At 73.4% G+C, this 24921-nt stretch carries 28 protein-coding genes; 18 read left to right on the top strand and 10 right to left on the bottom strand.

Annotation, left to right across the window (positions count from 1 at the left end; genetic code table 11):
• Position 1: 1 nt before the first annotated feature.
• From A5481_RS20185 to A5481_RS20155, 8 genes are all read left to right on the top strand, one after another.
• Positions 2-286, top strand: coding sequence for a DUF5076 domain-containing protein (locus tag A5481_RS20185; protein ID WP_064504246.1), 285 nt, complete (start codon positions 2-4; stop codon positions 284-286).
• 8 nt (positions 287-294) lie between these two features.
• Entirely contained in the window at positions 295-888 is a 594-nt protein-coding gene (locus A5481_RS20180; RefSeq protein WP_048437679.1) for a Uma2 family endonuclease, read from the top strand.
• Positions 889-892: 4 nt separating this feature from the next.
• A complete protein-coding gene (locus tag A5481_RS20175) occupies positions 893-2380 on the top strand; it encodes a pyruvate dehydrogenase complex dihydrolipoamide acetyltransferase (protein ID WP_064504244.1) in 1488 nt (495 codons plus the stop codon).
• Positions 2381-2538: 158 nt separating this feature from the next.
• A complete protein-coding gene (locus tag A5481_RS20170) occupies positions 2539-2934 on the top strand; it encodes an endonuclease domain-containing protein (RefSeq protein ID WP_048435561.1) in 396 nt (131 codons plus the stop codon).
• Entirely contained in the window at positions 2935-4374 is a 1440-nt protein-coding gene (gene lpdA, locus A5481_RS20165; protein ID WP_048435560.1) for a dihydrolipoyl dehydrogenase, read from the top strand. It abuts the gene before it with no gap.
• A gap of 65 nt (positions 4375-4439) precedes the next feature.
• Positions 4440-4610 carry a hypothetical protein gene (locus A5481_RS34715; protein WP_167349665.1) on the top strand — a complete coding sequence of 57 codons (171 nt, stop codon included), beginning with the start codon at positions 4440-4442 and terminating at the stop codon, positions 4608-4610.
• Between the two features lie 10 nt (positions 4611-4620).
• Positions 4621-5118 (top strand): peptide deformylase, encoded by a 498-nt coding sequence (locus tag A5481_RS20160; RefSeq protein ID WP_048435559.1) that lies wholly within the window; start codon positions 4621-4623, stop codon positions 5116-5118.
• 138 nt (positions 5119-5256) lie between these two features.
• Positions 5257-5541: a hypothetical protein gene (locus A5481_RS20155; RefSeq protein WP_156311967.1), complete on the top strand. Its 285-nt coding sequence runs from the start codon at positions 5257-5259 to the stop codon at positions 5539-5541.
• 10 nt (positions 5542-5551) lie between these two features.
• On the opposite strand, the gene A5481_RS20150 is transcribed toward A5481_RS20155, so the two are convergent.
• Positions 5552-6499: a hypothetical protein gene (locus A5481_RS20150; protein WP_245239010.1), complete on the bottom strand. Its 948-nt coding sequence runs from the start codon at positions 6497-6499 to the stop codon at positions 5552-5554.
• A 206-nt stretch (positions 6500-6705) separates the two neighbouring features.
• On the opposite strand from A5481_RS20150, the gene A5481_RS20145 reads away from it, so the two are divergent.
• From A5481_RS20145 to A5481_RS20135, 3 genes are all read left to right on the top strand, one after another.
• The gene (locus A5481_RS20145; RefSeq protein WP_048435557.1) at positions 6706-8703 is read left to right on the top strand and encodes a methyl-accepting chemotaxis protein; all 1998 of its coding nucleotides are present in this window, start codon (positions 6706-6708) and stop codon (positions 8701-8703) included.
• 111 nt (positions 8704-8814) lie between these two features.
• Positions 8815-9081, top strand: coding sequence for a hypothetical protein (locus tag A5481_RS20140; RefSeq protein WP_048435556.1), 267 nt, complete (start codon positions 8815-8817; stop codon positions 9079-9081).
• 120 nt (positions 9082-9201) lie between these two features.
• Positions 9202-10599, top strand: a complete 1398-nt coding sequence (locus A5481_RS20135; RefSeq protein ID WP_048435555.1) for a leucine-rich repeat-containing protein kinase family protein — start codon at positions 9202-9204, stop codon at positions 10597-10599.
• Positions 10600-10751: 152 nt separating this feature from the next.
• On the opposite strand, the gene A5481_RS20130 is transcribed toward A5481_RS20135, so the two are convergent.
• A complete protein-coding gene (locus A5481_RS20130; protein WP_048435554.1) occupies positions 10752-11663 on the bottom strand; it encodes a manganese catalase family protein in 912 nt (303 codons plus the stop codon).
• 270 nt (positions 11664-11933) lie between these two features.
• Here A5481_RS20130 and A5481_RS20125 point away from each other — a divergent pair, with 270 nt between their 5' ends.
• Entirely contained in the window at positions 11934-12398 is a 465-nt protein-coding gene (locus A5481_RS20125) for a hypothetical protein (RefSeq protein WP_053082485.1), read from the top strand.
• Between the two features lie 16 nt (positions 12399-12414).
• Here the strand turns inward: A5481_RS20125 and A5481_RS20120 are convergent, their stop codons facing one another.
• Complete coding sequence (locus A5481_RS20120; protein ID WP_082173287.1) at positions 12415-13806, bottom strand: MFS transporter; 1392 nt, start codon at positions 13804-13806, stop codon at positions 12415-12417.
• Between the two features lie 160 nt (positions 13807-13966).
• Here A5481_RS20120 and A5481_RS20115 point away from each other — a divergent pair, with 160 nt between their 5' ends.
• Positions 13967-14557: an ABC transporter ATP-binding protein gene (locus A5481_RS20115; RefSeq protein WP_048435562.1), complete on the top strand. Its 591-nt coding sequence runs from the start codon at positions 13967-13969 to the stop codon at positions 14555-14557.
• 10 nt (positions 14558-14567) lie between these two features.
• Complete coding sequence (locus A5481_RS20110) at positions 14568-15368, top strand: ABC transporter permease (RefSeq protein ID WP_048435552.1); 801 nt, start codon at positions 14568-14570, stop codon at positions 15366-15368.
• Positions 15369-15373: 5 nt separating this feature from the next.
• On the opposite strand, the gene A5481_RS20105 is transcribed toward A5481_RS20110, so the two are convergent.
• Positions 15374-16090: a cell wall hydrolase gene (locus tag A5481_RS20105; RefSeq protein ID WP_048435551.1), complete on the bottom strand. Its 717-nt coding sequence runs from the start codon at positions 16088-16090 to the stop codon at positions 15374-15376.
• Between the two features lie 223 nt (positions 16091-16313).
• A complete protein-coding gene (locus tag A5481_RS20100; protein ID WP_048435550.1) occupies positions 16314-16637 on the bottom strand; it encodes a YjiS-like domain-containing protein in 324 nt (107 codons plus the stop codon).
• A gap of 169 nt (positions 16638-16806) precedes the next feature.
• Between A5481_RS20100 and A5481_RS20095 the strand changes: the two genes are divergently transcribed.
• A complete protein-coding gene (locus A5481_RS20095) occupies positions 16807-17523 on the top strand; it encodes an ArsR/SmtB family transcription factor (RefSeq protein WP_064504242.1) in 717 nt (238 codons plus the stop codon).
• A gap of 4 nt (positions 17524-17527) precedes the next feature.
• Here A5481_RS20095 and A5481_RS20090 read toward each other — a convergent pair whose 3' ends face one another.
• From A5481_RS20090 to A5481_RS20080, 3 genes are all read right to left on the bottom strand, one after another.
• Positions 17528-17839, bottom strand: coding sequence for a hypothetical protein (locus A5481_RS20090; RefSeq protein ID WP_064504240.1), 312 nt, complete (start codon positions 17837-17839; stop codon positions 17528-17530).
• Between the two features lie 49 nt (positions 17840-17888).
• Positions 17889-18512: an acyl-homoserine-lactone synthase gene (locus tag A5481_RS20085; protein WP_064504238.1), complete on the bottom strand. Its 624-nt coding sequence runs from the start codon at positions 18510-18512 to the stop codon at positions 17889-17891.
• Between the two features lie 213 nt (positions 18513-18725).
• A complete protein-coding gene (locus A5481_RS20080) occupies positions 18726-19454 on the bottom strand; it encodes an autoinducer binding domain-containing protein (RefSeq protein ID WP_064504237.1) in 729 nt (242 codons plus the stop codon).
• A 270-nt stretch (positions 19455-19724) separates the two neighbouring features.
• Here A5481_RS20080 and A5481_RS20075 point away from each other — a divergent pair, with 270 nt between their 5' ends.
• Positions 19725-20201 carry a hypothetical protein gene (locus tag A5481_RS20075; RefSeq protein ID WP_064504235.1) on the top strand — a complete coding sequence of 159 codons (477 nt, stop codon included), beginning with the start codon at positions 19725-19727 and terminating at the stop codon, positions 20199-20201.
• A 31-nt stretch (positions 20202-20232) separates the two neighbouring features.
• On the opposite strand, the gene A5481_RS20070 is transcribed toward A5481_RS20075, so the two are convergent.
• On the bottom strand, positions 20233-20961 hold the full coding sequence (locus A5481_RS20070; RefSeq protein WP_064504233.1) for a substrate-binding domain-containing protein: 729 nt from the start codon (positions 20959-20961) through the stop codon (positions 20233-20235).
• A 148-nt stretch (positions 20962-21109) separates the two neighbouring features.
• Between A5481_RS20070 and A5481_RS20065 the strand changes: the two genes are divergently transcribed.
• Positions 21110-22408: a solute carrier family 23 protein gene (locus tag A5481_RS20065; protein ID WP_064504230.1), complete on the top strand. Its 1299-nt coding sequence runs from the start codon at positions 21110-21112 to the stop codon at positions 22406-22408.
• A gap of 238 nt (positions 22409-22646) precedes the next feature.
• Complete coding sequence (locus tag A5481_RS20060) at positions 22647-24080, top strand: adenylate/guanylate cyclase domain-containing protein (protein ID WP_053082466.1); 1434 nt, start codon at positions 22647-22649, stop codon at positions 24078-24080.
• A gap of 71 nt (positions 24081-24151) precedes the next feature.
• On the opposite strand, the gene A5481_RS33750 is transcribed toward A5481_RS20060, so the two are convergent.
• Entirely contained in the window at positions 24152-24418 is a 267-nt protein-coding gene (locus tag A5481_RS33750) for a hypothetical protein (protein ID WP_048435399.1), read from the bottom strand.
• Positions 24419-24921: the final 503 nt, after the last annotated feature.

Below are 24921 nucleotides of genomic sequence, written 5' to 3'. Positions count from 1 at the left end.
CATGACCGACGACGCACCCCGCTTCGAGGCCCTCGACATCCCGCCCGACGCCCTGGAGCAGGGCGGCATCGAGGTCCTGCGCGCCGCCGTGGTCGACGGCGCGGTGAGCATCGCGCTGCGCCGCTCCTTCGACGACCCCGCCACCTGGGGGCGCCTGTTCATCGACCTCGCCCGGCAGGCGGCCGTGGTCTACGCCCGCGAGACCGAGATGTCCGAGGAGGAGGCCTTCGCGCGCATCCGCGCCGGGATGGAGGCCGAGAGCCTCGATCCCGAGAGCTTCAACTGAGGCTCCCGATGGCCGAGGCCGCGCCGCGCTGGGCCACCTATGCCGACCTCGAGGCGGTGCCGGACCACCTCGTGGCGGAGATCGTCGATGGGGTGCTGGAGACCCACGCGCATACGCTGCCGCGACTCGGGGCCACCCTCGCGGCTCTGGCCGGCGAGTTGGGGGCGCCGTTCTCTCGCGGACGCGGCGGCCCTGGCGGCTGGCTGTTCATGCCTCGGACCGAATTCCACTTCGGACGGCAGGTCCTGGTACCCGACTATGCCGGCTGGCACCGCGAGCGCCTGTCCGTCGATCCGGACGCCGCCTTCATCGAGACCCCGCCGGACTGGGTCTGCGAGATCATGTTCCCCGCCACCGACCGGCTCGATCGCGGGCGGAAGCGACGGATCTACGCCGAGGCCGGCGTGAGCCATCTCTGGCTGCTCGATCCCACGGACGGCGTGCTCGAAGGCTTCGCCCTCACCGGCGGCCGCTGGCTGCTGCTCAATACCGTGGTGCGCGGCGAGACAGTGACCCTGCCGCCCTTCGACGCCGTCTCCTTCCCCCTCGACGACCTGTTTCCCTTCGACGATCCGGCCGCCCCTCCTCCCGCCGAGACCTGAATCCATGCCGATCAACGTCCTGATGCCCGCCCTCTCGCCGACCATGGAGAAGGGCAACCTCGCCAAGTGGCTCAAGAAGGAGGGCGATACCGTCAAGTCGGGCGACATCCTGGCCGAGATCGAGACCGACAAGGCGACCATGGAGGTCGAGGCGGTCGACGAGGGCGTGCTGGCCAAGATCGTGGTGCCGGAGGGCACCGCCGACGTGCCGGTCAACGACCTGATCGCCCTCATCGCCGGGGAGGGCGAGGATCCGGGTAGCGTCCAGGCCGGCGGCAACGGGCAGGAGAAGACGGCGAAGGCCGAGGCGCCGCCGACCGGCAAAGCGGACGGTGGCAAGGCGGACGGTGGCAAGGTTGAGGGCGGAAAGCCCCGGGCGCCCGTCGGCAACGAGACGCCCGGCGGCGGCACGATGTCCTACGAGCGCGTCGACACAGCGCCGGAGGGCGCGCGGCCGGCAGCGGGCGGCGCCCCGGCCGGGAAGCAGGAAGGAGGGCGGCTGTTCGCCTCGCCGCTCGCCCGCCGCATCGCCAAGCAGGAGGGCCTCGACCTCGGCGCGGTGACCGGCTCCGGCCCGCATGGCCGGATCATCGAGCGCGACGTCCGCGCCGCCATCGAGGGCGGCACGGCCAAGGCCGGTGCGGCGAAGCCGGCGGCCCGGCCGGCCGAGGCGGCGCAGCCCGCCAAGCAGGCCGCCGACGCGAAGCCCGACCAAGCGGCGCCGAAGCCCGCCGCCGCCCCGCCCTCCGGCCTCACCGCCAAGCAGGTGATGGGGATGTTCGAGCCGGGCTCGTTCGAGGAGGTGCCCCTCGACGGCATGCGCAAGACCATCGCCAAGCGCCTGGTCGAGTCGAAGCAGACCGTCCCGCACTTCTACCTGTCCCTCGACGTCGAGCTCGACGCGCTGCTCTCCCTGCGCGAGCAGGTCAATGCGGGGGCCTCCAAGGACAAGGACGGCAAGCCGGCCTTCAAGCTCTCGGTCAACGACTTCGTCATCAAGGCGCTGGCGCTGGCCCTGCAGCGGGTGCCGGCGGCGAATTCCGTCTGGGCCGAGGATCGTACCTTACGGTTCCGCCACTCCGATGTCGGCGTCGCGGTGGCGATCGACGGCGGGCTGTTCACCCCGGTGATCCGTAAGGCCGAGCAGAAGACGCTCTCGACCATCTCGGCCGAGATGAAGGACCTGGCCGCCCGCGCCCGCACCAAGAAGCTCAAGCCCGACGAGTACCAGGGCGGCACCACCGCGGTGTCGAATCTCGGCATGTTCGGCATCAAGTCGTTCGGCGCGGTCATCAACCCGCCCCACGGCACCATCCTGGCGGTCGGCGCCGGCGAGGCCCGGGTGGTGGCGAAGAACGGCGCTCCCGCGGTGGTCCAGGCGATGACGGTGACGCTCTCCTGCGACCACCGGGTGGTCGACGGGGCGCTGGGCGCCGAATTGCTCGCGGCCTTCAAGGGCCTGATCGAGAGCCCGATGGGCATGCTGGTGTAGCACTTTCCCCTCCCCCTTGTGGGGAGGGGTCAGGGGTGGGGGTGGTGCAGGAGGCACCGCCGAGGTCTATCCGGCACCACCCCCACCCCTAGCCCCTCCCCACAAGGGGGAGGGGAAGGCGCTCTACTTTCGTCCCGATCAGGGGAAGTGATTGCTCCATGCCCTGGAACGGATCGCCCGAGCAGTCGGCATCACCGCGGGCAAAAGCGAACGCCAAGGTCATGCGGCACGCCCTCACGCCAGCGGAGAAGCGGTTGTGGTGGCACCTGCGCCACCGGTTGCCGGTCGAGGGATCGCACTTCCGTCGGCAGGTCGCGCTCGGTCCTTACGTCGCCGATTTCTGCTGTCTCGGAGCCCGGCTGATCGTCGAAGTCGACGGCGGCCAGCACGGCTTCCCCGACCAGCAAGCCTACGACGCCGCGCGCAGTGACGCCCTCGAAGCGCGAGGCTTCCGGGTCCTGCGCTTCTCCAACGCGGATGTCGTTCGCGCGATCGACGGCACGCTCGACACGATCATGGCGGCCCTGGCCGCCCCGCCCTCCCCGGAGACCTGAATGTCCGACACCTACGACGTCCTCATCATCGGCGCCGGTCCCGGCGGCTACGTGGCGGCGATCCGGGCCGCCCAGCTCGGCTTCAAGACGGCGGTGGTGGACCGCGAGCACCTGGGCGGCATCTGCCTCAACTGGGGCTGCATCCCCACGAAGGCGCTGCTGCGCTCGGCCGAGATCTACCATTACATGCAGCACGCCAAGGATTACGGCCTGACGGCGGAGAATGTCGGGTTCGACGTCTCGGCCATCGTCAAGCGTTCCCGCGGCGTGTCGGGCCGGCTCAACGGCGGCGTCGGCATGCTGCTCAAGAAGAACAAGGTCGACGTGATCTGGGGCGAGGCCGCGATCGAGGCCGCGCCGAAGGGCAACGAGGCCGGCCGGGTGGTGGTGCGGGAGACCAAGCGCGCGGAAGCCCCGAAGGGCGCCAAGGCCGCGGGCACCTATGGCGCCAAGCACATCGTCGTGGCGACCGGCGCCCGCCCGCGGGCGATCCCCGGCATCGAGCCGGATAAAAAGCAGATCTGGACCTACTACGAGGCGATGGTCCCGGAGCGCATGCCCAAGAGCCTGCTGGTGATGGGCTCGGGCGCGATCGGCATCGAGTTCGCCTCGTTCTACCGCACCATGGGGGCCGAGGTGACGGTGGTGGAATTGCTGCCGCAGATCCTGCCGGTGGAAGACCACGAGATCGCCGCCCACGCCCGCAAGCGCTTCGAGAAGCAGGGCATCAGGATCCTCACCGGCGCCAAGGTGACCAGGGTCGAGAAAGGGGCGGACTCGATCACCGCCACGGTCGAGACCGAGGGCGGCAGGACGCAAGGCATCACCGCCGAGGTCCTGATCTCGGCGGTCGGCGTCGTCGGCAACATCGAGAATCTCGGCCTGGAGAAACTCGGCGTCGGAATCGAGCGCGGCATCGTCGCCACCGACGGGCTCGGGCGGACGAACGTGCCGGGGATCTACGCCATCGGCGACGTCGCCGGCCCGCCGATGCTCGCCCACAAGGCCGAGCACGAGGGCGTGCTCTGCATCGAGACCATCAAGGGCCTGCACACCCACCCGATGGACAAGGGCAAGATCCCGGGCTGCACCTACTGCCAGCCGCAAGTCGCCTCGGTCGGCCTCACCGAGGCCAGGGCCAAGGAGCAGGGCTTCGACGTGCGGGTCGGCCGCTTCCCCTTCGCGGGCAACGGCAAGGCGATCGCGCTCGGCGAGCCCGACGGCCTGGTGAAGACGATCTTCGACCGCAAGACCGGCCAGCTGCTTGGCGCCCACATGGTCGGGGCCGAGGTCACGGAGCTGATCCAGGGCTACGTCGTGGCGATGACCCTCGAGACCACCGAGGAAGAGCTGATGCATACGGTCTTCCCGCATCCGACCCTCTCGGAGATGATGCACGAGAGCGTGCTCGACGCCTACGGGCGGGTGATCCACAGCTAGGCCGGCCTGCGCCGATCCCTCGCGCCGGGCGAGGATCGCCCCGAAGATCTCTCCAAGGATCTGCCATGGACATCGCCGTCTCGGTCATCTCCCTGCTGCTGGTGCTCGTGCTGATCGCCCGGGGGGTGCCGGGCCGCAACCTGCTGGTCGCGCTCGCGATGGCGCTCGCCGTGGTGGTGCTGGTCGTCGGCATCGAGCGGGCCGGCCTGTGGCCCGCCTCGTTCCACACCCGCTAAGGCCGCCCGGATGCCCGCCCGCCCCCTGGTGCTCTACCCCGACCCGCGCCTGCGCCGGCCCGTGCCGCCGGTCGCCGCGTTCGACGCCGCCCTGCGGGCCGTCGCGGACGACCTCGCGGAGACGCTGCTGTCGGTCTCGGCGCTCGGCCTCACCGGGCCCCATATCGGCGCGCCGGTGCGGCTGACGATCATCCGGGCGGGCCTCGACCTCGCGCCGCGGACCTACGTCAACCCGACGCTGGTCTGGACCTCGCCCGAGACCGCCCGCCACCGCGAGGGCAGCGTCTCGATGCCGGGCGTCGACGAGGAGGTCGAGCGCCCGGCCCGGGTGCGGGTGCGCTTCCACGACCTCGAGGGCGAAGCGCACGAGGCCGAGGAGGAGGGCTTTTCCGCTGCCTGCCTGCAGCACGAGATCGATCAGCTCGACGGCCTGTTCTGGATCGAGCGGCTGTCGCGGCTCAAGCGCGAGCGGGTGCTCAAGCGCTACGCCAAGCTGCGGCGCGGGTGAGCGCGGCCGCCCGAAAGCCTTAACCGGCCCCGTCGCAGGGTGGCGCGTCCGCCGCGGCGGAACGGCGGGCCCAGCCTGGCCGTTACCCCGGCAACCCGGCCGCCTTGGCGGCCTCCATGCCTCTCGGAAAGGATGCCGATGCGCCCCCTCCGGACCGTCCTGATCCCGGCCGCCCTGCTGGCGACCACGCTCGCCGCCGTCGCCCAGCCGGGCCCGGCCTACCGCGCCGGCCCGCGCGACATCGACGCCACCGGCACCGTCGGCGGCCGCGCGCCGTGGTCCGCCCCCTGGGTGTACGATACCGGCGGCGACAACGACCGCCGCCCCGAGCTGCCCGCCTACCAGCAGGGCGGCGGCCAGCAGACCGGCGGGCCGGCCCGCAACCTGCTGCCCGACGACGGGCTGCACCTGTTCCCGCGCTGAGCCGGGCTCCCTACTCCGCGTCGGCGGCGGGGTCGCCGGCGCCCGGCCCGGCCGCCCGCCGGCGCATGCTCGCCCGCTCGCCGGCCTCGGCGGCGCACTTGTCGACGTGGATCGCCCGGTTGACCACCTGGAGGTTCGGCAGGCCCCAGTAGCCCAGCAGCGCGGGCCAGGGCCGCGCCCGCTCCTCGCGCCAGATCCGGTAGAGCGGCACCCGGTGGTCGACCTCGGCGGTCCGCAGCAGACGCTTGCCGGACTGGGCGCAGCGGTGGCCCTGGCGGCGCTTCAGCTCCTTCACGTGGTCGGCCGGCGCGATCCAGAACTTCCAGGCCGCGACGCAGGCGGCGTGCCACGCGGCGTTGCGGTTGGGCGTGCCCGTCCCCCACAGGTCGCGGTGCCAGCCGAAGCGGTAGACCGGCTGGCCGCAGACGCAGCAATGCCCCTTCCCCAGGGCGTGCGGCGCCTCGCGGAACGGCGCCGGCGGCACCCGGAAGCTGAACGGCAGGCCCTTCTCGGCCAGGTCCTCGTCCGCGGCGGCGCCGCGGCGGGTGTCGGGGCGCCCCTCGCCGAGGCGCCAGGTCCAGCCCTCGGGCTGGCCCGACCGCGCGGCCAGCGCCCGCGCCAGCCGGTCGGCCCGCAGGATGTGGTGGCGCCAGTAGCTCTCGACGGCGAGGCGCGGCGTCGGGGGCGCCAGCGGCCGCGCCAGGGCGTGGCGCAGCACCGAGGTCGGGAAGATCGCCGGCAGGGACTTTTCCAGCCGCGCCCGGGCGGCGGCGTTGCGCGCCTCCCGCCACGAGGAGGCGGCCGAGGGCGATGCGTCCCCCGGCCCGGTCCCGGGTGCCGCCAGGGCGGGAAGCCGCTCCGCCAGGGTCGGCCTGGCGGCCTTCGCCGCCTTCGCCTTTGCCTCGACCGGTCCCGCCTCGGCCATGTCCGTCTTCACCCTGGCCGCCCGCTTCGCCATGCCGGTCCCGAATCGGCCCGAAGCGGCCGCCGCGAGGGCATAACGCCGGAGCGCCGCCGCACCAACCGGCGATGCGCCCGCCGGCGATGGACCCGCCCGGGCGGCCGGGTCCGGTGCGAGACTATTCCGGACGACGGTCAGCAATCATTAACCGTCCCGCAACGGGTGTCGCGTTAGCCTTTGCCCGCATCGAGGAGATCTCTCCAGTGAAGACGGGTATTCGCACGCGCCTCTACGGCGGGTTCGGGGTGCTGGTGGCGCTCTCCGCCGGGCTGGGTGCCTACGCGCTGAGCAGCGGCCGCGGGACCGCGGCGCGCTACGAGGAGCGCGCGACGCTGGAGCGCGTCGCGCTCCGGGTGTTCTCGGTCAACGGGCTCACCCACCAGCTCGCCGGCCAGGCCGTCACCTACCGCTTCACCCAGGATCCGGAGAGCCTCGCGGCGATGGGCCGGACCCTTGCCAGGGTCGACGAGATCAGTGCCGAGCTCGAGCGCACCGCCATCGACCCCGAGCGCAAGGCCCTCTACGCCGCCATCCTGGCGAATGCGCGCAGCCTCAAGGCCGATGCGGCCCGCCTCGGCGAGCTCGGCGCCCGCATCCGCGACAGCCGCACGAAGCTGTTCTCCGGCGGCGACGCCCTGGCCAAGGCCTCCGCGGCCCTCGTCGCCGCGGTCAAGCTGGACGGCACCAGCGCCGACGTGAGCCGCGCCGCCGCGATCGAGACCGCGGCCCTGCTGGTGCGGGTCGCCAACTGGCGCTTCCTCGCGGTGATGGACGCGGCCGGGCCGGCGACCTTCCAGGCCAATGTCCGCACCGCCGAGACCGCCCTGAAGGCGCTCGCCGACCAAGACGTGCTGGGCTCCTTCACCAAGCCGATCGCCGCCGTGCGCGGGGCGCTCGGGCTCTACAAGGAGCAGTTCGAGGCGACCGCGACGGCGCTCACCGACAGCGCCGCGCTCTACGACCAGGGCTTCCAGCCGAAGATGGCGGCGATCGAGAAGGCCGGCGACACCGCCCGGGGCTCGATCGAGACCGCCGTCGAGGCGATCGCGGCCTCGACCACCGCGGCGGCCGCCGCCGCGCAGGCGCTCCTGGTCGGGCTCATCGTCGCGGTCGTCGCCCTCGGCTTTTGCCTCGCGCTGCTCATCGCCCGCGGCATCCTCCGGCCGATCCGCGGCATGACCGGGGCGATGACCCGGCTGGCGCAGGGCGACCTCGCGGTCGCGGTGCCCTCCCGCGACGCCGTCGACGAGATGGGCGACATGGCCAAGGCCGTCGACGTCTTCCGCGCCAACGCGGCGGCACGCCGGGAGATGGAGGCCCGGGCGCTGGCCGACCAGTCGGACCGCGACCGGCGCGTGGCCGCCGTCGACCGCCTGGTGCGCGGCTTCGAGGCCGACATCGTCGCCTCCCTCGACGTCGTGGCCGCCGCCGCCAGCCAGCTCGACGCCACCGCCCACGCGATGACCGGGGTGGCCGAGGGCACCAACCGGCGCGCCGTCGCGGTGGAGGCCGCCTCCGAGGAGACCGCCGCCAACGTGCAGACCGTGGCGGTCGCCGCCGAGGAGCTGGTGGCCTCGCTCCGGGAGATCGAGCGCCAGGTGACGCGCTCGAACGAGGTCGCGGGCCTCGCCCGGCAGGAGGCCGAGGCGACCGGCGCCGCGATGGGCGACCTCGCCCGCGCCGCCGACGAGATCGGCACCGCCGTCACGATGATCTCGGCCATCGCGGGCCAGACCAACCTGCTGGCGCTCAACGCCACCATCGAGGCGGCCCGGGCCGGCGAGGCGGGGCGCGGCTTCGCGGTGGTGGCCGCCGAGGTCAAGCAGCTCGCCGGGCAGACGACCCGGGCGACCGACGCCATCGCGAGCCAGATCGCCCGGATCCAGGTCGCCGCCGAGCGGGCCGGCGGGGCGATCCGGCAGATCGGCGAGACCATCGTGTCGGTCGACGAGATCTCCGGCGTCATCGCCGCGACGGTGAGCGAGCAGACCGCGACCACCAACGCGATCTCCCGCACCGTCGCCGAGGCCGCCCGCGGCACGCAGGAGGTCTCGGGCACGATCGGCCAGGTGACGGCCTCGGCGAGCGAGACCGGCCACGCCGCCGGCCAGGTGCTGGACGCCGCCCGCAGCCTCTCGGCCCAGTCGATGACCGTGAAGGGCCAGGTCGACCGGTTCCTCGCGGCGATCCGGGCGGCCTGACGCCGCCCGGCGCCGAATGGCCGCGCCCCGGCGCCGGAACCTCGGCCGGGCCGTCGTGGTTCGTCTCGACATCTCGGTCCAGACCAGTCCACGCCACGCAGGAGGCGTCCCATGCGCGCTCTCACGATCCGGGTCTCCGCCGTCGCGGCGGCCCTCGTCCTCGGCACGGCGGGCACGGCGCTCGCCCGCAACAGCGATTCCGGCAGCGGGCTGTCGCCCTACGCCGCGCTGAACGGCAACGACCGCTCGGCCGGCATCAACAACGGCAATTACAGCCAGCCGCGCTACGACCCCTACCTGCGCGCCTACGGCCGGCCGCCGGTGCGGTACTACGAGCGCCGGGTGCCGCCGCCCTACGACTACGGCTACCCCTACTGAGGCGGGCGCGCGGCCCTTGATCCGGCCGCGTTTCCCGGCGACCACCGCCCGGCGACGACGCGGGATGCGCCGCCGGGAGACGACCATGACGACATCACGCTGCGCCCCGGACCCGAGGGCATGACCCCGCAGGAGGTGGCCGCCCCGGGCGGGACCCGTCCGTCGCCGCAAGCCGGAACCCGGCTGGCGGCCCTGCGCCGGGGCGATCTCGCCGGGGCCCGGGAGCTGCGGCTTCTCGGCGGGCCGGACGCGCGTCTCACCGAGGTACCGCCCGAGATCCTCGGCCTCGCCGACACGCTCGAGGTCCTCGATCTCGGCCACAATGCCCTCACCGCCCTGCCCGGCTGGTTCGGCCGCCTGCGCTCCTTGCGGGTCCTGTTCTGCTCCGGCAACCGCTTCGACCGGCTGCCGCCGGTGCTCGGCGAGTGCGCGGCCCTGAGCCAGGTCGGCTTTCGCGGCTCCGGCCTCGCCGAGGTCCCGGCCGAGGCGCTGCCGCCGGCCCTGCGCTGGCTCACCCTCACCGACAACCGCATCGCGACGCTGCCCGACGCGATCGGCGCCCGGCCGAGACTGCAGAAGCTGATGCTCGCCGGCAACCGCCTGCAGGCCCTGCCGGAGAGCCTCGCCGGGGCGGAGAACCTGGAGCTCCTGCGCATCGCCGCCAACCGCTTCGAGGCTCTGCCCGCCTGCCTCGCCGCCCTGCCCCGGCTCGCCTGGCTATCCTGGGCCGGCAACCCGTTCGAGGACCGCGCGGCACCGCCGGCGGCTGCGGCGCCGCCGGCCGCCTGGGGCGACATCGCGGTCGGCCCGCTCCTCGGCGAGGGCGCCTCCGGGCGGGTGATGCGGGCGGTCTGGCGGCCGGACGGCGCGGGCCTGGAGCGGCCGGTCGCCCTCAAGCTGTTCAAGGGGACGATGACCAGCGACGGCCTGCCCGAGCGCGAGATGGCGGCCTGCCTGGCGGCGGGCGCGCATCCGCACCTCACCGGCGGCCTCGGACGACTCGTCGACCATCCGGACGGGACGCAGGGCCTGCTGATGCCGCTGCTGCCGGAAGGATGGCGGGTGCTCGCCGGGCCGCCGAGCCTGGAGACCTGCAGCCGCGACGTCTACGATCCGGCCTCGCGCCCGACGCGGTCGGCCGCCCTGCGCCTCGCCCGGGGCGTCGCCGCCGGGGCCGCCCACCTGCACGCCCGGGGCTTCGGCCACGGCGACCTCTACGGCCACAACGTCCTGTGGGACGGGGGAGCCGGCGCAGCGGTGCTGAGCGATTTCGGCGCCGCCTCGGCCCTGCCGCCGGGGCGGGACGGCGCGTTCCTGCAACGGCTCGACGTGCGGGCCTTCGGGATCCTGGTCGCCGAGCTGCGCGGCCTTGCCGCCCTCGGCGCGTCGCCCGTCGACGATCCTGCCCTCGACGCCCTGGTCGCCGCCTGCACCGGACCCGATCCGGCCGCGCGGCCCGCGATGGCCGAGGTGCTGGCCGCCCTCGACGGGATCGTCGGGGGGTCGGGGCCGGCCTGACCGGCCCCGACCCCCCGGGGTCTTACCGACGCACTCTCGAACGAATCCGTTCGAAGGTGCCGGCTACGCCCGCAAGGTCCCCTTTTCCTCGCGCCGGCGCCGATGCGCCGGACGCCTTCGCATCGACGTGTCGATGCGAAGGCGCGAGGGTATCAGCGGCTCTTCTTGTAGAGCTTGCTGGCGATCTCGAAGATCTCCTCCGGCTTGTAGTTCGGTGCGAAGGCGCCGTAATTGCCGTCGAGCTCCGGGATCTTGCCGCCCTCGGGCGCGCCGTCGACCACCTCGAGGTGGCCCGGCGGATCGCCCGGCAGCGCCACCTCGTCGTTCGACCACACGCCGGCCGATTCGGGGTAGTCCTGCGAGAAAGTGTAGAGCCGGCGGTGGCTGCCCTCCTGCAGGTACTTCTGGCATTCGGGGATGCGGTCGAGGTTGATGTTGGGGGTCGGCAGCATCTGCTCGATCGCCACCCCCGTGAGCTTCTTGAGCGCCAGCGCGTAGGCGTGGGCGTGCACCGAGCCGCGCACGAGCAGGTAGCCGCAGACCTCGCGCCCGGTCGGGTCCTTCAGGGTCTCGTAGACCCTGAGCTTGTGCAGGCGCGCCCCGCATTCGAGGTGGAAGTTGTGCAGGAGGTCGATGATGATGTTCCCGGTCGTGGTGACCATGTCCATGTTCCACGACGCGGCGTTCGAGTTCATCGGCATCGCGCCGCCGCCGTTGCTGAGGAAGCTGCCGGCGAGGCGGATGTCCTGCATGTCGTGGAACGGGGCCTTCGACACGTCGACGTCCGGCGTCGGGTCGCCCGGGCCGTTGTTGAGCATCGCGATGCCGGTCGAGACCAGCTCGACGTGGCCGAGCTCCTCGGTGAAGATGCTCGAAACCAGGCTGTAGAACGGCCGCAGCTTGGACTTGTCGCGAAAATTGAAGCTCTGGAACATGTAGTTGCCGAGCGTCGACATCTCGCCGTACTTGCCCCCGAGCAGCTCCTGCAGCGCGGCGGCGGCGTTCGGGTCGGGCCTCTTGGGCTGCGGCAGCTCGGCCTGCAGGCGGTCGATCCTCATGAACATGGGCACGGCACCTTTCTGTCCGGGATACTCCCCGCATCCATCGGGGATAGTCCCGGGGAGCATCGATCTGAGCCGTGTCGGGTTCCCGTGCCGGGGGGCGGCCGGGCGCATCGGTCGCAGGGGCGTCGGGCCGGGCGGGACCTTCCGTGCCGCAGAGTGCCGAGGCGTGTGGGAAGCGGTGCAATGGCGCTTGACCGCGGCCGCCCGTCGGGCGCCCCTAGGGAATCGCGGTCCGAATCCCGGAAACCGGACCCACAGATCCCGGACGCCATGGCCACCCCGATCGACACCGGTACCATCCTGACCCTGCTGCGGCGCGCCACCGAGACGGTGCGCGCCACGACCGCCCGCGCCGTCGCGGCCGAGGCCCGGGCCGATCGGCTCGGCCGCGAGGTCGGCGCCCTGCTGGGCCGGGTCGAGGAGGCGCTGCGAGCCGCCTCCGCCGAGGCGGCGGAGGCGCGTCAGGCCGCCGCCGAGGCAAATCAGGCCGCCGCCGAGGCGCAGGCTCGAGCCGGCGCCGCCGAGGCCGGTCTGTCGGCCGAGCGGGCACGGGTGCGGCGGCTGGAGCAGCGCCTGGCCGAGGTGATGGCCGACACGGCGGCCGCCCGCGAGGCCGCCGCCGCCGCGGAAGCCGGCCGCGAGGCGGCGGAGGCCCGCCTCGCCCGCATCCGCGCGGCGCTCGTCGACGAGGCGGCGGTGTCGCTCGACGCGGAGCGCCCGGCGGCCCTGCACTGAGGCCGCCGGTCTTCCCTCACCCCGCCTTCGACAGCGGATCGGCGATGCTCTCCAGCGACTTGCCCTCCGCGTCGACCCCCAGCTTCCACTCGGTCACCGCGGCGAGCACCAGGAGCAAAGCCGCCCCGGCATAGCCCCCGGCGAGCGCCCAGTGCTGGCCGGATTCGATCAGATGGGTGAAGAGCCACGGCGCCATCACGCCGCCGGCGCCGGTGCCGAGGGCGTAGAACACCGCGATGGCGAGCGCCCGGGTCTCGAGCGGGAAGATCTCGCTCGCCGTGAGGTAGGCGGAGCTCGCCGCCGCCGAGGCGACGAAGAAGATCGCGATCCACGCGAAGGTCTGGGTCCAGGCGGTGAAGAGGTCGAGGCCGAACACGACCGCGGTCGCCATCAGCAGCACGCCGCTCAGCGCGAAGGTGCCGGCGATCATCCGGCGCCGGCCGATCGTGTCGAAGAAGTGGCCGAGCAGCAGCGGTCCGAGGAAGTTGCCGATGGCGAGCGGCACCAGGAACACGCCGGCCTTGTTCTCCGGCACGCCGTAGAACTTCGCCAGCACCAGCCCGTAGGTGAAGAACACCGCGTTGAACAGGAAGGCCTGGGCCACCATCAGCACGAGCGCCAGGATGCTGCGGCCGCGGTGCTTGTGGACCATCGAGGCGAAGATCTCGCCGAAGCCGAAGCTCGTCTTCGGGTGGACCTCGAGGATGCCCTCGGCCTTGGGGAGCTTTTTGCCGGTCTCGGCCTCGACCGTGCGCTCGATCTCCGCCACCGTGCGCTCGGCCTCCTCCTCGCGGCCGTGGGTGACGAGCCAGCGCGGGCTCTCGGGCACGTAGCGGCGCAGGAACAGGATGCCGAGGCCGAGCACGCCGCCGATGCCGAAGCCGAGCCGCCAGCCGAAATCCGGGTCGAGGAGGTTCGGATCGAGGAGCAGCAGCGAGGCCCCGGCGCCGGCCGCGGCGCCGACCCAGAAGCTGCCGTTGACGATGAGGTCGACCCGGCCGCGATACTTGGCCGGGATCAGCTCGTCGATCGCCGAGTTGATCGCCGCGTACTCGCCGCCGATGCCGAGCCCGGTGACGAGGCGAAACAGCGCGAAGCTCCAGAAATCCCAGGCCAGCGCGCTCGCGATGACGCCCGCGACATAGATCATCAGCGTGGCGTAGAAGACGAGGCGGCGCCCGAACCGGTCGGTGAGCCAGCCGAAGACCAGGGCGCCGACCACGGCGCCGACGACGTAGAACGAGGCCGCCCCGCCGATCTGCTGCAGGGTGAGGCCGAGCGCCCGCTTGTCCTGCAGCACCGGGCCGATCGCCCCGACGATGGTGACCTCGAGCCCGTCGAGCACCCAGGTGATGCCGAGCGCGACGACCAGCAGCAGGTGGAAGCGGCTCCACGGCAGCCGGTCCATCCGGGCCGGCACGTCGGTGCGCACGGTCCCCGTCCCGGCGCCCCGCGCCGCTCCCGCTGCTGCCGCCACGTCCCATCCTCCCGCATCGTCCGTGGGAGGGTGAACCGCAGCGCGGCCGTTGCGTTCCGTGAACGTCTCCGGCACGCTCCCGGCGCCGTCCATGCTCCGCATCGAATCCCTCCGCCGCGACCGTTTCGGGCCCTTCGACCTCGCGCTGGCACCGGGCGAGGCCTGCGCGGTCACCGGACCGTCGGGGGCGGGCAAGAGCGTGCTGCTGCGCATGATCGCCGATCTCGATCCGTCCGAGGGCCGGGTCAGCCTCGACGGGATCGACCGGGACGCGATCGCGGCGCCGCTCTGGCGCCGGTGCGTCACCTATCTCGCCGCCGAACCGGGCTGGTGGGCCGAGACCGTCGCCGGGCACTTCTCGGCCGATGCGCCGCAGCGCCTCGCCGGCGAGCGGGCGGCGCTGCGGCTGCCGCCGGAGGTGTTCGGCTGGCCGGTGGCGCGGCTCTCCACCGGCGAGCGCCAGCGCCTCGCCCTGCTGCGGGCGCTCGCCGGCGGGCCGCGGGTGCTGCTCCTCGACGAGCCGACCGCCTCCCTCGATCCCGACAGCGTGCGCGGCGCCGAGGCGGTGATCGCGGCGCGGCGCGCCGCCGGGCTGATCGTCGTCCTCGTCTCGCACGACCCCGCCCAGGTGGCGCGCCTGACCACGCGCCGGCTCGCGGTGGCGGGCGGGCGCCCCGCATGATCCGGCCCTCATGACCCCCGCGCTCGGCCCCCTGACGCCCGGCCCTCTCGACCTCGCCCTCGGGGCGGGCTTCGTCCTCCTCAATGCCGGCCTGTCGGCGGCCCTCGGGCTCGGGCTCGCCCGCACGATGCTGGTGGCCTCCTGCCGGCTGGTGGCGCAGCTCACCCTGGTCGGGCTGGTGTTGCGCACGGTGTTCGGCCTCGGCGCGCCGGGTCCGGTGGTCGGGGTGGTGGCCGTGATGGCGCTCGCCGCCGCCTACGAGATCGGCGCCCGGCAGGAGCGGCCCCTGCGCGGGCCCTGGCGCTACGCGCTCGGCGGCCTCGTCTCGGCCGGGGCGACGGTCGTCGCCGTCGCGGTCGGCCTCGCGGCGTTGCGCCCGCATCCGTGGTGGGACCCGCACGCCCTGATCCCGCTCGCCGGCATCGTGCTGGGCTCGGCGATGAGCGGGATCGCGATCGGGCTCAACGGCTTCACCGGGGCGGTGCGGCGGGAGCGGGCGGGAATCGAGGCGCGGCTCGCGCTCGGCGCCACCCGGGACGAGGCCCTGGCGCCGCTCGTCCGCAGCGCGATCCGGGCCGGGCTGATCCCGGTGCTCAACCAGATGGCGGCGGCGGGGCTGATCACCCTGCCGGGAATGATGACGGGCCAGATCCTCGCAGGGCAGGACCCGCAGGGGGCGGCGGCCTCCCAGATCCTGATCCTGTTCCTGCTGGCGGGAGCGACGGGCCTCGGGGTGACGGGCGCGGTCCTCGCGGCGTCGCGCCGGCTCACCGATGCCCGGCACCGCCTGCGGCTCGACCGGCTGGCCTGATCCGGTCAGCCCGGGCTGCGGCCGGTCTCGGCGGCGGCGACGCGGCAGACGTTGCGGGCGGGGCCGAGTTCGGCGAGCGGGGTCTGCTGGGTGCTGCGCGCGACACGGACCGGCTGCGAGGTCCAGCGGGCGCTGCCGGCCGAGCCGGACTGGACTTGAGCGAGCTGGGTCGCGGCGGACGGGCTGCGGCGCGCCGTCGTGCCCTCGCGGTCGTGCCACGGGCGCTTCTCGTAGAAGGCGTTGCCGCCGGCGAGCGCCACGTAGTGCATGTTGCGGTAGGAGAAGGTGTAGCCGGCGGTGTGGAAGAACATCGCGCCGCCGACCTTCTCGTGGCGCTCGCCGGCCAGGATCGCGTCGGCGACCTGCACGGCCTTCTCGCGCTCACGATCGCGCATCGGCTTGTGCAGCACGCCGGCGGCGAACTGGCGCTTCTGGCCGACGACGCCGCAGATCGAGTTCGGGTAGGCCGGCGCCTCGAGCCGGTTCATCACCACGGTGCCGACCGCGAGCAGGCCCTCCTCGCTCGAGCGGTTGGACTCGAAATACATCGCCCGGGCGAGGCAATCCCGGTCGGCGCCGGTGACGGCGGCGAGCTGCTTGCGGTCCGGAAGGCTTCCCGTCGTCTCGATCCCACCCGGCATCATTCCGCAGGCCCCGAGCTGGGGCGCCGTGGCGAGGACCGCGAGGGCGGCGGTGATGGGGAAAGTCCGGTTGCGCGTCATGCAGGCCCCTCTCGTGCACTGGCCGGGCGCGACCGGTACGGCCGCGCTCGAGGTCAAGCTTGGGGCGGAATGTGGCGAAGGCGGGGCACGGATACGGTTCGTAAACCAATCCGCGAGCGTGGCAGTAAGATAACGAGGGCGTGATGCAACCGGGAAACACCGCCGGCGCATCGCCCCACCACCGTGCGGCGTGCGCGGAGATGACGGCGCGATCACGGCCCGATCATGGCCAGTCGATGGCACCGTGGCCGGTGGACGACGTCGCCGCGCGCCCGGTCCCGGCGCGGTCCTGGCAGTCGTCCGGCGACGAGGCGGGTCCAGCCGTCCCGGTGGAAGCGGCCGACGACAGCGGCAGGAAGTCGAATCCGGCGCCGGAGACCTCGCGCCGCAGTCCCAGGTCGCGCAGCAACCTGTCGTCGAGGTCGGCCAATCTGGTGCGGTCGCGGGCCTGCCGCAGGAATCGCGCGACCGCGCCCTCCCCGGGCGGGCCGCCCCAGGGTGCGGGCGGGCGGCGGAGGGCGAGGAGGCGGCGAATCAGCGGCGGCATGGCGAGGGTCGTCCCGTGGCGGTCGGGACGACCCTCGCTCCGATGCCGGGCGCCGTGGTTCGGCCTCGGCCGAACCGTCGGACGTCACGCTTCGGCCCTGGCCGAAGCGTTCGCGGCCCGTCCGGTCTACAAGGGCGATCCGGACAGGCAGACGCCCGGGGAGACCGCCATGGTGACCGTCACCGCGCTGGCCCGCATCGCCGCCCTGGTGGGCGATCCGGCCCGCGCCGGCATGCTGGCCGCGCTGATGGACGGGCGCGTGCTCACCGCGGCGGAGCTCGCCCGCGCGGCGAGCGTCACGCCGCAGACCGCGAGCGGCCACCTCGCGCAGCTCACGCAGGCCGGGCTCCTCGCGGTGGCGCGCCAGGGGCGCCACCGCTACCACCGCCTCGCCTCGCCGGCGGTGGCGCGGATGCTGGAGGGGGTGATGGCGGTGGCGGCCGGGCCGCCCGCCCCGCCCCGAGCGCCGGCGATCCGCCTCCCCCGGGACGCGGCGTTGCGCGAGGCCCGCACCTGCTACGACCACCTCGCCGGCCGCCTCGCGGTCGCGATGGCGGAGTCCCTGGTGGCGCGGGGCGCGGTCGAGCTCGGGGAGGACGGCGGCGCCGTCACCCCGGCGGGGGAGGCCGTCCTCGCCGGCCTCGGGATCGATCTCGCGGCGGCCGCGTCCGGCCGGCGGATGTTCTGCCGCCCCTGCCTCGACTGGAGCGAGCGCCGGCCGCACATCGCCGGCGCCCTCGGGGCGGCCCTGCTCGCGACCTGCCTCGAGCGGGGCTGGCTGCGCCGCACCGAGGGCAGCCGGGCGGTGGCGGTGACGCCCGGCGGGCGCCTCGCCCTGCGACGGGCCTTCGGCGACGGGGTGGGCTGCGCTTGCGGACCGGACTGAACCGTCACGCCGCCGGCAGGGCCTCGCCCAGAGGTCCGTCCAAGGGGCCGTCTCCCCCGGCCCGCGACGGCAGGGTGACGCTGCCGCGGCCGTGGCGGCGGCGGTCCGTCGCCTCCTGCATCAGCGCGTGGGCGTAGTCCGTCAGGGTGTGGCCGAGATCGGCCAGGCTGTCGGCGGTGCTCTCCTGGAGGTTGGTGGCATGGCAGGCCACGTCCACCAGACCCTCCATCCTCTCGACGACCTCGCCGAGGGCGCGCACCAGGGGCGGCAGGAGGTCGGCCATCTCATCGATCGTCGGCGGGGGGCGGCGGCTCATGATCTCTCTCATTCTCGGTCTCCCTCACGGGTGTTGCGCGGCGGCCGTCTCAGGCCATCAGGTAGGCCGGCGAGGTCGGGGCCAGGACCGAGGCGGCGGTCCCGCGGGTCTCGTGCAGCTTGCGCAGGGTGCGGGCGTCGAAGCGCGCCTCCACGGCGATGATCCGCTCGCCGTCGATCTCCGCCGGCACGCCGAGGGGTACCGCCCGGAAGTGGAGCTGGAGGACGTGCAGCAGGTAGACGATCGGCATCTGGGCGAGGAAGCCGGTCACCCCGTTCTCCAGGCCCCACTCGACGATGCCGGTCATCACCTCGAGGGAGACCGGGTGGGTCTTGCCGCGGGTGCGGCGGCTCGGCGCCACAGCCTGGCGGGTCCATTCCCAGATCTGCGGGCCGGACGGCCGGTCGCCCTCGCACAGATGCGGCAGCACGTCCGAGAGCAGGTGCGGCCGGGTCGTCGGCAGCAGCCGGCTGTAGCCGATCACCTCGCCGTCCTCGATCGCCAGGAAATGGGCGGCGTGGGGCGTGTCGAACTGGTCGATCTCGCGCCCGTCCGGGCGGCGCAGGGCGGTCCAGCCCTTCTCCTCGACGAAGACGCGGTGGCGCAGGCGCCAGACCTCCTCCATCTCGGCGGCGTAACGATCCCGGTTGGCGGCAGTGACGACGTGGATCATGGGAATGGGCTCCTGTCTCGGAACCCTTTGTCCATGGTCTGACGACCCCGCCGTACTGGGGAATTCCCTAGCCCGGGCGCTGCTTGTAAGAGCTTATACCGTCAGCGCCTTCGAACGGATCCGTTCGAAGGCGCTGGATGAGCCCAAACGGGCGTCCGGCGCTGATACCCTCGCGCCCTGGCATCGACACGTCGATGCCAGGGCGCGAGGGTATCAGGTGATCAATCCGCGCCGGAGCGCCACCGCCACCGACTGGGTGCTGTTGAGCGTGCCGAGCTTGGTCCGCGCCGAGCGCAGGTGGTGCTCGACGCCCTTGGAAGAAATCGACAGGATCTCGCCGACCTCCCAGTTCGTCTTGCCCTCGGCCACCCATTGCAGCACCTCGCGCTCGCGCGGCGACAGGCGGATCTCGGCGCCGGCCTCCGAGCGCAGCAGCACGAGCTGGGCGAAGGCGTAGGTCGCCACGAGCTGCAGCGTGCCGAGATCCTCCGGCGAGACCTCGATCCGCCCGCCCGAGAAGCTGAACCCCGCGAGCTGCCCGTCCAGGGTCAGGAGCGGCACGGTGACCCCGGCGCGCAGGCCGTGCTCGCCGGCCTCGTTCATCACGCGCAGGGCCGCCGGGTCGTCGCGGTAGCGCGGGGCGATCTCCGACCAGGCGAAAGGCGTGCTCGTCCCGGCAAGGTGGCGCACCGTGGCGTCGCGGAAGAGGTAGCCGCGGGACAGGTAGCGCGCCTTCCAGTCCGACGGCATCGCGTCGAGGAGGGCGTGCTCGTATTGCTGGCGCGGCTTCGCGCCGACGATCGGCAGGGTTCCGGCCAGCGCGTGCTCGATCCCGAACCGGTCGAGGAGCTTCAGCAGCAGCTCGGAGACGTCCTGCGCGCTCGCGGTCCGGTCGAGGGAGCGCAGGAAGGCGAGGGTCAGGTCGAGGCGCTTGCGGCTCATGCAACCTGCCTAGCGCGGCAGGAGGGCGACGAAATCCCTGATTGCAGCCTCGGACACAATGACATGTTGACGCAGGGGGGCTCCGGGGCGGCCGGGGGCCGTCCGCACCCGCCCCAAGGGGAGTGGCTCGACCTTCCGGCAGGTCCCCCAGCGTTTCGGCGAGCGGTCGGCGCGTGTCGCAAGACGATCCGCCGGACAGACCTTGAATCGCGCCCGGCCTCCCGCCATCTGCCGGTTGCGCCTGCGGTTGGGCGCCCTTCGGAGAAGATCATGCCGCACCACGACACCACCGCCCTCTCGGGCACGATCCAGCACGTCTTCGCGCACCGCTTCACCCTGGAGGCGGACGGCGCGGTTCATCTCGCCGATCTCGGGCCCAAGGGCGCCGAGGCGTTTCCCCTCGCCGCCGGCCTGCACGTGACCCTCGAGGGCGAGCGCCGCCCCTCCGAGATCAAGGTCGCGCGGATCGCCGCTCCGGGGCGGGACCCGGTCGAGATCCACCACAAGAAGCCGCACCATCCGGGCAAGCCCGGCCCCGACGCGGCGGTCGATCCCGCCGCCGCCCTCGCCGCCGTGACGGCGGCGGGCTGGACGCCCGCGGGCGAGACGCGGCGCAAGCCGAGGCATGTCGAGGTGCTGGCGCGCCGGGGCGACGGTCCCTGGGCCGAGCTGCACGTCGACGCCTCCGGGACGATCACCCAGGAAAAGGCGCCCGATTCCGGGAAGTGGGGCTCGGCCCTCGCCTGATCCAGGCCGGGCGCGCGCCGACCGCGCGCCCTCACGCCTTCCAGCGGACCGGCTCCATCCCGGTCCGCCGGATCGCCGCCGCGGCCTCATCCGAGGCGAGGTGGGCGATCAGCCCGCGCGCCGGCGCGAGGGCGGCGGAGCCCGCGACGATCGCCGCCGTGAAGGTCTGGACCAGCTGGACCTCGTCGGGCAGCGGCCCGACCACCGCGATTCCCGGCACGTCGACGAGCTCGCTCACCGGCCCGAGGGCGAGGTCGGCCTCGCCCGCCGCCAGGGCGGCGGCGGAATCGGTGCCGCGGGGCAGCATCGTCACCCGCACCGCCCCGGCGAGGCCGAGCCGCGGAAACACGCTGTCGCGGATGAACAGGCCGCTGGTGCTGCCCGGCATCACGACGTGGCGGGCCTGCGCCAGGGTGCGGGTCAGCCCTGCGACGGTGTCGATCGGAGGTCTCGGCGCGCCCGTCCGCACCGCGGCGGCGAGCGGCGCGGTGGCGAGCTCCACCGCCGAGCCGTCCGCGATCCGGCCGTCCTGCGTCAGCTCGTGCAGGCCCTCGTTGGAGAGGATCACCACGTCGACCCGGGCACCATGCGCGAGCTGGTGGCGGATCGTCCGCGGTCCCTGCCCCTGCGAGGCGCCCGACAGGGTCCGGACCGCGAGCCCGGTCGCCCGCTCGAAATCCGGCAGCACCGCCCGGTAGGCCAGCGCGAAGCCGCCCGAGATCATCACGGTGAGGTCGGCGGTCTGGTCCGAAGGGGTCATCGCGGTCGCTCCCGGTGGGGGCCGGATCCTTGTGCGCGACGGCCCGTCGGCGCAAGCCCGGCCACGAACCGCACCCCGCCGCTATTCCCGGACCCGCATCCGATCCTCTAAGGCCCTCCCGGGACACACGGATCAATGGGGGGACACGATGGAACCGGCGGAACGGATCGAGGAGCGGGGCTTTCCGCGCTGGCGGCTCGCCCGCGGGGCGGTGGTGCTGCCGGACGAGCGCCCGCCGCTGGGCCAGGCGGTGGTGCTGGCGCTCCAGCACGTGGTGGCGATGTTCGGCTCCACCGCGCTCGCCCCGCTGCTGATGGGCTTCGACCCCAATCTCGCGATCCTGTTCTCCGGCATCGCCACGCTGCTGTTCTTCGTCGTGGTCGGCGGCCGGGTGCCGAGCTATCTCGGCTCGAGCTTCGCCTTCATCGCGGTGGTAATCGCGGCTACCGGCTATTCCGGCAGCGGCCCGAACCCGAACCTGCCCGTCGCCCTCGGGGGCATCGTGGCGGCGGGCGCGGTCTACGCCCTGATCGGGATCGTGGTGATGCGGGCGGGGGACGCCTGGATCGGCCGGCTGATGCCGCCCGCCGTCACCGGGGCGATCGTCGGGGCGATCGGCCTCAACCTCGCGCCGATCGGCGTGAAGGGCATCTCGGGGTCGGGCCTCGACATCGGGGTCGGGCTGTTCACGATCCTGGCAGTCGGCCTCTCCGCCTCGTACCTGCCGGGCGCGGCGCGGCGCCTGCCGCTCCTCATCGGGGCTCTCGCCGCCACCCTGCTCTACGGCGTGCTGGCCAACGGCTTCGGCCTCGCCAAGCCCCTGGACGTCGCGCGGATCGCCGACGCGCCGTGGTTCGGCTGGCCGCACTTCACGACCCCGGTCTTCGAGCCCTCGGCGATCTGGCTGATCGCGCCGGTCGCCCTGGTGCTGGTCGCCGAGAATCTCGGCCACGTGAAGGCGATCGGGGCGATGACCGGGCGCAACCTCGACCCTTGGCTCGGCCGCGCCTTCCTGGGCGACGGGCTCGCCACGATGCTGTCGGGGTCCTTCGGCGGCACCGGCGTGACGACCTATGCCGAGAACATGGGCGTGATGGCGGTGACCCGGATCTACTCGACCCTGGTCTTCGCCGTCGCGGGCGTGGTCGCGATCCTGTTCGGGCTGTCGCCGAAGTTCGGCGCCGCGATCCTGCTGATCCCCGGCCCGGTGATCGGCGGCCTGTCGGTGGTGGTGTTCGGGCTCATCACCGCCGCGGCGGGGCGGATCTTCGTCGAGAACCGGGTCGATTTCTCGCGCACCCGGATCCTGCTCACCGTCGGCACCGCGCTGGTGCTCGGCGCCGGCGACTTCACGGTCGGCCTCGGCAGCTTCAAGCTCGGCGGCATCGGCACCGCCACGGCGGCGGCGATCCTGCTCTACCACCTCCTGCGCGACGAGCCGGCCTGACCTGGTCGGGCCGGCAAGGCCCTCACCTGCCAGGGCCCTCACCTGCCAGGGCCTTCACCTGCCAAGGCCCTCACCTGCCAAGGCCCTGACTTGCATTGCAGGTCCGTCCACGACCCGTCCGCCAGCTTCGAGGAAAGCTCGTGGACGGGCGGGATCAGTCCAGCCGAGTAGCCGTACGATCGCGACCATGCTCTAATCAGGCCTTCTCCCCTCGATCCCGGGGCGTCAGGAGGCCGGCATGCAGCCAGGACTGCGCGCCCAGCACGGTTTGCCCGGCGCGGCGGCGCGGCTCATCCGTCCGTCGGCCGGCTCCGCGGCGGATCTGCTGGCCGATCCGCTGGCCGCCCCGCTCGCGGGCGACCTCGTCGACGGGCTGATGCGCCGCCACGAGGTCGCCGCCGAGCGGCTGATCGGCTGGCTGCGCGTCGGGATCGGCGCCTGCGTCTTCGTCACGGTGATCGTCGCGAGCGAATTGCTGCACGATCTGGCGGGCGTGTCGCTCGGGGTGTTCCAGCGCAACGCCTGGATCGCCGCCCTCGGCTTCCTCGGCGTGGGGGCCGTCAGCATCCTGCTCGCGGTGCCGCAGCGCTGGCATCACGGCTACGCCTACCTGTTCATGGGGCTCGACGTCGGGTTGGTGCTCGCCATCACGGTCCTCGCCCTCGGCGAGCGCGGCCTGCCCGGCAACGCGGTACCCTCCGCGCCGATCGCCTGGGCGATCCCCCTGGTCCTGGCGGTGGGCGCCCTGCGCTACGACGTGAAGGTCCAGCTCGCCGCCATCGCGCTCCTCGCCCTCGGCCTCGTCGGGATCGCGGCCGGGCTCGAGCATCCGCTGGTCCTGGATCCGGCCGCCGCCGGACGGCCGGCCTGGACCCAGCTGTTCTCGATGCCGGTCAACGTGATGCGCCTGACGCTGCTGCTGCTCGCCGGCGCGGCCACGGCCTTCGGCATCGTGCGCTCGCGCCGGCTGCTGACCTCGGCGGTCCGGGACGCGGTCGGGCGCGCCAGCCTCTCGCGCTTCCTGCCGGCGGAGATCGCCCCTCGCCTCGCGGCGGGCGACGCCGCCCTGCGCCGCGGCCGCCGCCAGCGGGCGGTCATCGCCTTCGTCGACATCCGCGACTCGACCGGGATGGCGGAGGGCATGGATCCGGAGGGCCTGTCGCGGTTCTTCACCGCCTTCCGCACCCGGATCCTGGCCTGCGTGCGCCGGCACCACGGCTTCGTCGACAAGTTCATCGGCGACGGCGCCCTGATCCTGTTCGGGGTGCCGGACGAGGGCGGCGACGACGCGGCCCGGGCGCTCGCCTTCGCGCAGGACCTCGTCGGCATCGTCGAGGCCTGGAACGAGAGCCGGGAATGGCCCCGGGCGGTACGGATCGGCATCGGCATCCATGTCGGCGAGGTTTTCTGCGGCATCGTCGGCGACGAGGAGCGGATGGAGTTCACGGTGCTGGGCGATGCGGTGAACGTCGCCTCGCGCCTCGAACAGGCGACCAAGCGCTACGGCGCGGTCGTGCTCGCCTCCGAGGCCGCCGTCGCCGGCTCGTCGGATCCCGCCGCGTGGCGGGAGGTCGGCCGCGAGCCGCTCGCCGGCCGCACCCAGCCGATCGCGATCTTCGCGCCCGTGCTGCCGGCCGGGACGGGGCCGGATCGCGGATCCGGCGAAGACTGAAGTCCCGGAACGAGGAAGGCCCCGCGACGGCGGGGCCTTCCTGTCTCCGTCGTCTTATCGCTCCGGTGCGGTCAGCCGTGCCGGGGCCGCAGCCGCACCGCCTGGGCCAGGCGGATCAGCTCGCGCGCGCTCAGGCCGCGGCTGGCCTGCGCGGACCAGATCTCCCCCACGGGCCGGATCTCGCGAACAGGCTCGGCCGCTTCGGGGGCCGGCCGGCCGTGCCCGCGGTCCCTGCCCTGTGCCGCGTCCTGCGCCGCGCCGCTGCGCGTCGCGCAGGACCGATCGGCCCGGCGGGGCCGTCCGTCGACGAACCGGTAGGCTCTCGCTGCCGTTCTCATGCGTGCTCCCAGGCGAACCCTCAAGCGAACCGGCGCATGGTTAGCGAAGCGTGACGGTTTCCGACATTCTTGAAGTGGTGCGGCGGTGCGCTAGCGGGCCCGGCGCGCCGGCTTTTCGGGCGCTGGCAAGGGCACTCGGGCAAGGGCACTCGGGCAAGGGGCGAATGTGTGGGCCATCAGCCGACGACGCGGTTCCTGTTCCCCGCTGCGCCGACCCTCCCGCGACCACCCGGCCCACTGAGCCTCACAGGCTGGCGGGGAGAACTGGTCCACCGCCAACTCGTCGTCGCGAGCTCCCTCACGGTCCAGCCTGCCGGCGGAGCCGGAGCGCCACAGGATACGTCCACGAGGGAGAAGGGTCGTCTAACAGGTCGCCGGGCGGGAACAAGAGGCGGTTTGCCGCCGCGTCCGGCCGTCGCCCCCTCCGCCATGCCCGGCAAGCATGGCCGTCGTGCAAGCCGGCCGATTGCCGTGTGCGCTGCAACATGAGAAAACGTTTTCGC

Source organism: Methylobacterium platani (genome assembly GCF_001653715.1).
Classification (GTDB): Bacteria; Pseudomonadota; Alphaproteobacteria; order Rhizobiales; family Beijerinckiaceae; genus Methylobacterium; species Methylobacterium platani.
The sequence above is the reverse complement of the archived record's forward strand: the minus strand, read 5'-3'. Positions and strand labels throughout refer to the sequence as shown.

Bases quoted from the DNA above. Each gene is read 5' to 3' on its own strand.
- A5481_RS20185 (WP_064504246.1), top strand. From the start codon at position 2: ATGACCGACGACGCACCCCGCTTCGAGGCCCTCGACATCCCGCCCGAC.
- A5481_RS20180 (WP_048437679.1), top strand. From the start codon at position 295: ATGGCCGAGGCCGCGCCGCGCTGGGCCACCTATGCCGACCTCGAGGCG.
- A5481_RS20175 (WP_064504244.1), top strand. From the start codon at position 893: ATGCCGATCAACGTCCTGATGCCCGCCCTCTCGCCGACCATGGAGAAG.
- A5481_RS20170 (WP_048435561.1), top strand. From the start codon at position 2,539: ATGCCCTGGAACGGATCGCCCGAGCAGTCGGCATCACCGCGGGCAAAA.
- lpdA (WP_048435560.1), top strand. From the start codon at position 2,935: ATGTCCGACACCTACGACGTCCTCATCATCGGCGCCGGTCCCGGCGGC.
- A5481_RS34715 (WP_167349665.1), top strand. From the start codon at position 4,440: ATGGACATCGCCGTCTCGGTCATCTCCCTGCTGCTGGTGCTCGTGCTG.
- A5481_RS20160 (WP_048435559.1), top strand. From the start codon at position 4,621: ATGCCCGCCCGCCCCCTGGTGCTCTACCCCGACCCGCGCCTGCGCCGG.
- A5481_RS20155 (WP_156311967.1), top strand. From the start codon at position 5,257: ATGCGCCCCCTCCGGACCGTCCTGATCCCGGCCGCCCTGCTGGCGACC.
- A5481_RS20150 (WP_245239010.1), bottom strand. From the start codon at position 6,499: ATGGCGAAGCGGGCGGCCAGGGTGAAGACGGACATGGCCGAGGCGGGA.
- A5481_RS20140 (WP_048435556.1), top strand. From the start codon at position 8,815: ATGCGCGCTCTCACGATCCGGGTCTCCGCCGTCGCGGCGGCCCTCGTC.
- A5481_RS20135 (WP_048435555.1), top strand. From the start codon at position 9,202: ATGACCCCGCAGGAGGTGGCCGCCCCGGGCGGGACCCGTCCGTCGCCG.
- A5481_RS20130 (WP_048435554.1), bottom strand. From the start codon at position 11,663: ATGTTCATGAGGATCGACCGCCTGCAGGCCGAGCTGCCGCAGCCCAAG.
- A5481_RS20125 (WP_053082485.1), top strand. From the start codon at position 11,934: ATGGCCACCCCGATCGACACCGGTACCATCCTGACCCTGCTGCGGCGC.
- A5481_RS20120 (WP_082173287.1), bottom strand. From the start codon at position 13,806: ATGGACCGGCTGCCGTGGAGCCGCTTCCACCTGCTGCTGGTCGTCGCG.
- A5481_RS20115 (WP_048435562.1), top strand. From the start codon at position 13,967: ATGCTCCGCATCGAATCCCTCCGCCGCGACCGTTTCGGGCCCTTCGAC.
- A5481_RS20110 (WP_048435552.1), top strand. From the start codon at position 14,568: ATGACCCCCGCGCTCGGCCCCCTGACGCCCGGCCCTCTCGACCTCGCC.
- A5481_RS20105 (WP_048435551.1), bottom strand. From the start codon at position 16,090: ATGACGCGCAACCGGACTTTCCCCATCACCGCCGCCCTCGCGGTCCTC.
- A5481_RS20100 (WP_048435550.1), bottom strand. From the start codon at position 16,637: ATGCCGCCGCTGATTCGCCGCCTCCTCGCCCTCCGCCGCCCGCCCGCA.
- A5481_RS20095 (WP_064504242.1), top strand. From the start codon at position 16,807: ATGGTGACCGTCACCGCGCTGGCCCGCATCGCCGCCCTGGTGGGCGAT.
- A5481_RS20090 (WP_064504240.1), bottom strand. From the start codon at position 17,839: ATGAGCCGCCGCCCCCCGCCGACGATCGATGAGATGGCCGACCTCCTG.
- A5481_RS20085 (WP_064504238.1), bottom strand. From the start codon at position 18,512: ATGATCCACGTCGTCACTGCCGCCAACCGGGATCGTTACGCCGCCGAG.
- A5481_RS20080 (WP_064504237.1), bottom strand. From the start codon at position 19,454: ATGAGCCGCAAGCGCCTCGACCTGACCCTCGCCTTCCTGCGCTCCCTC.
- A5481_RS20075 (WP_064504235.1), top strand. From the start codon at position 19,725: ATGCCGCACCACGACACCACCGCCCTCTCGGGCACGATCCAGCACGTC.
- A5481_RS20070 (WP_064504233.1), bottom strand. From the start codon at position 20,961: ATGACCCCTTCGGACCAGACCGCCGACCTCACCGTGATGATCTCGGGC.
- A5481_RS20065 (WP_064504230.1), top strand. From the start codon at position 21,110: ATGGAACCGGCGGAACGGATCGAGGAGCGGGGCTTTCCGCGCTGGCGG.
- A5481_RS20060 (WP_053082466.1), top strand. From the start codon at position 22,647: ATGCAGCCAGGACTGCGCGCCCAGCACGGTTTGCCCGGCGCGGCGGCG.
- A5481_RS33750 (WP_048435399.1), bottom strand. From the start codon at position 24,418: ATGAGAACGGCAGCGAGAGCCTACCGGTTCGTCGACGGACGGCCCCGC.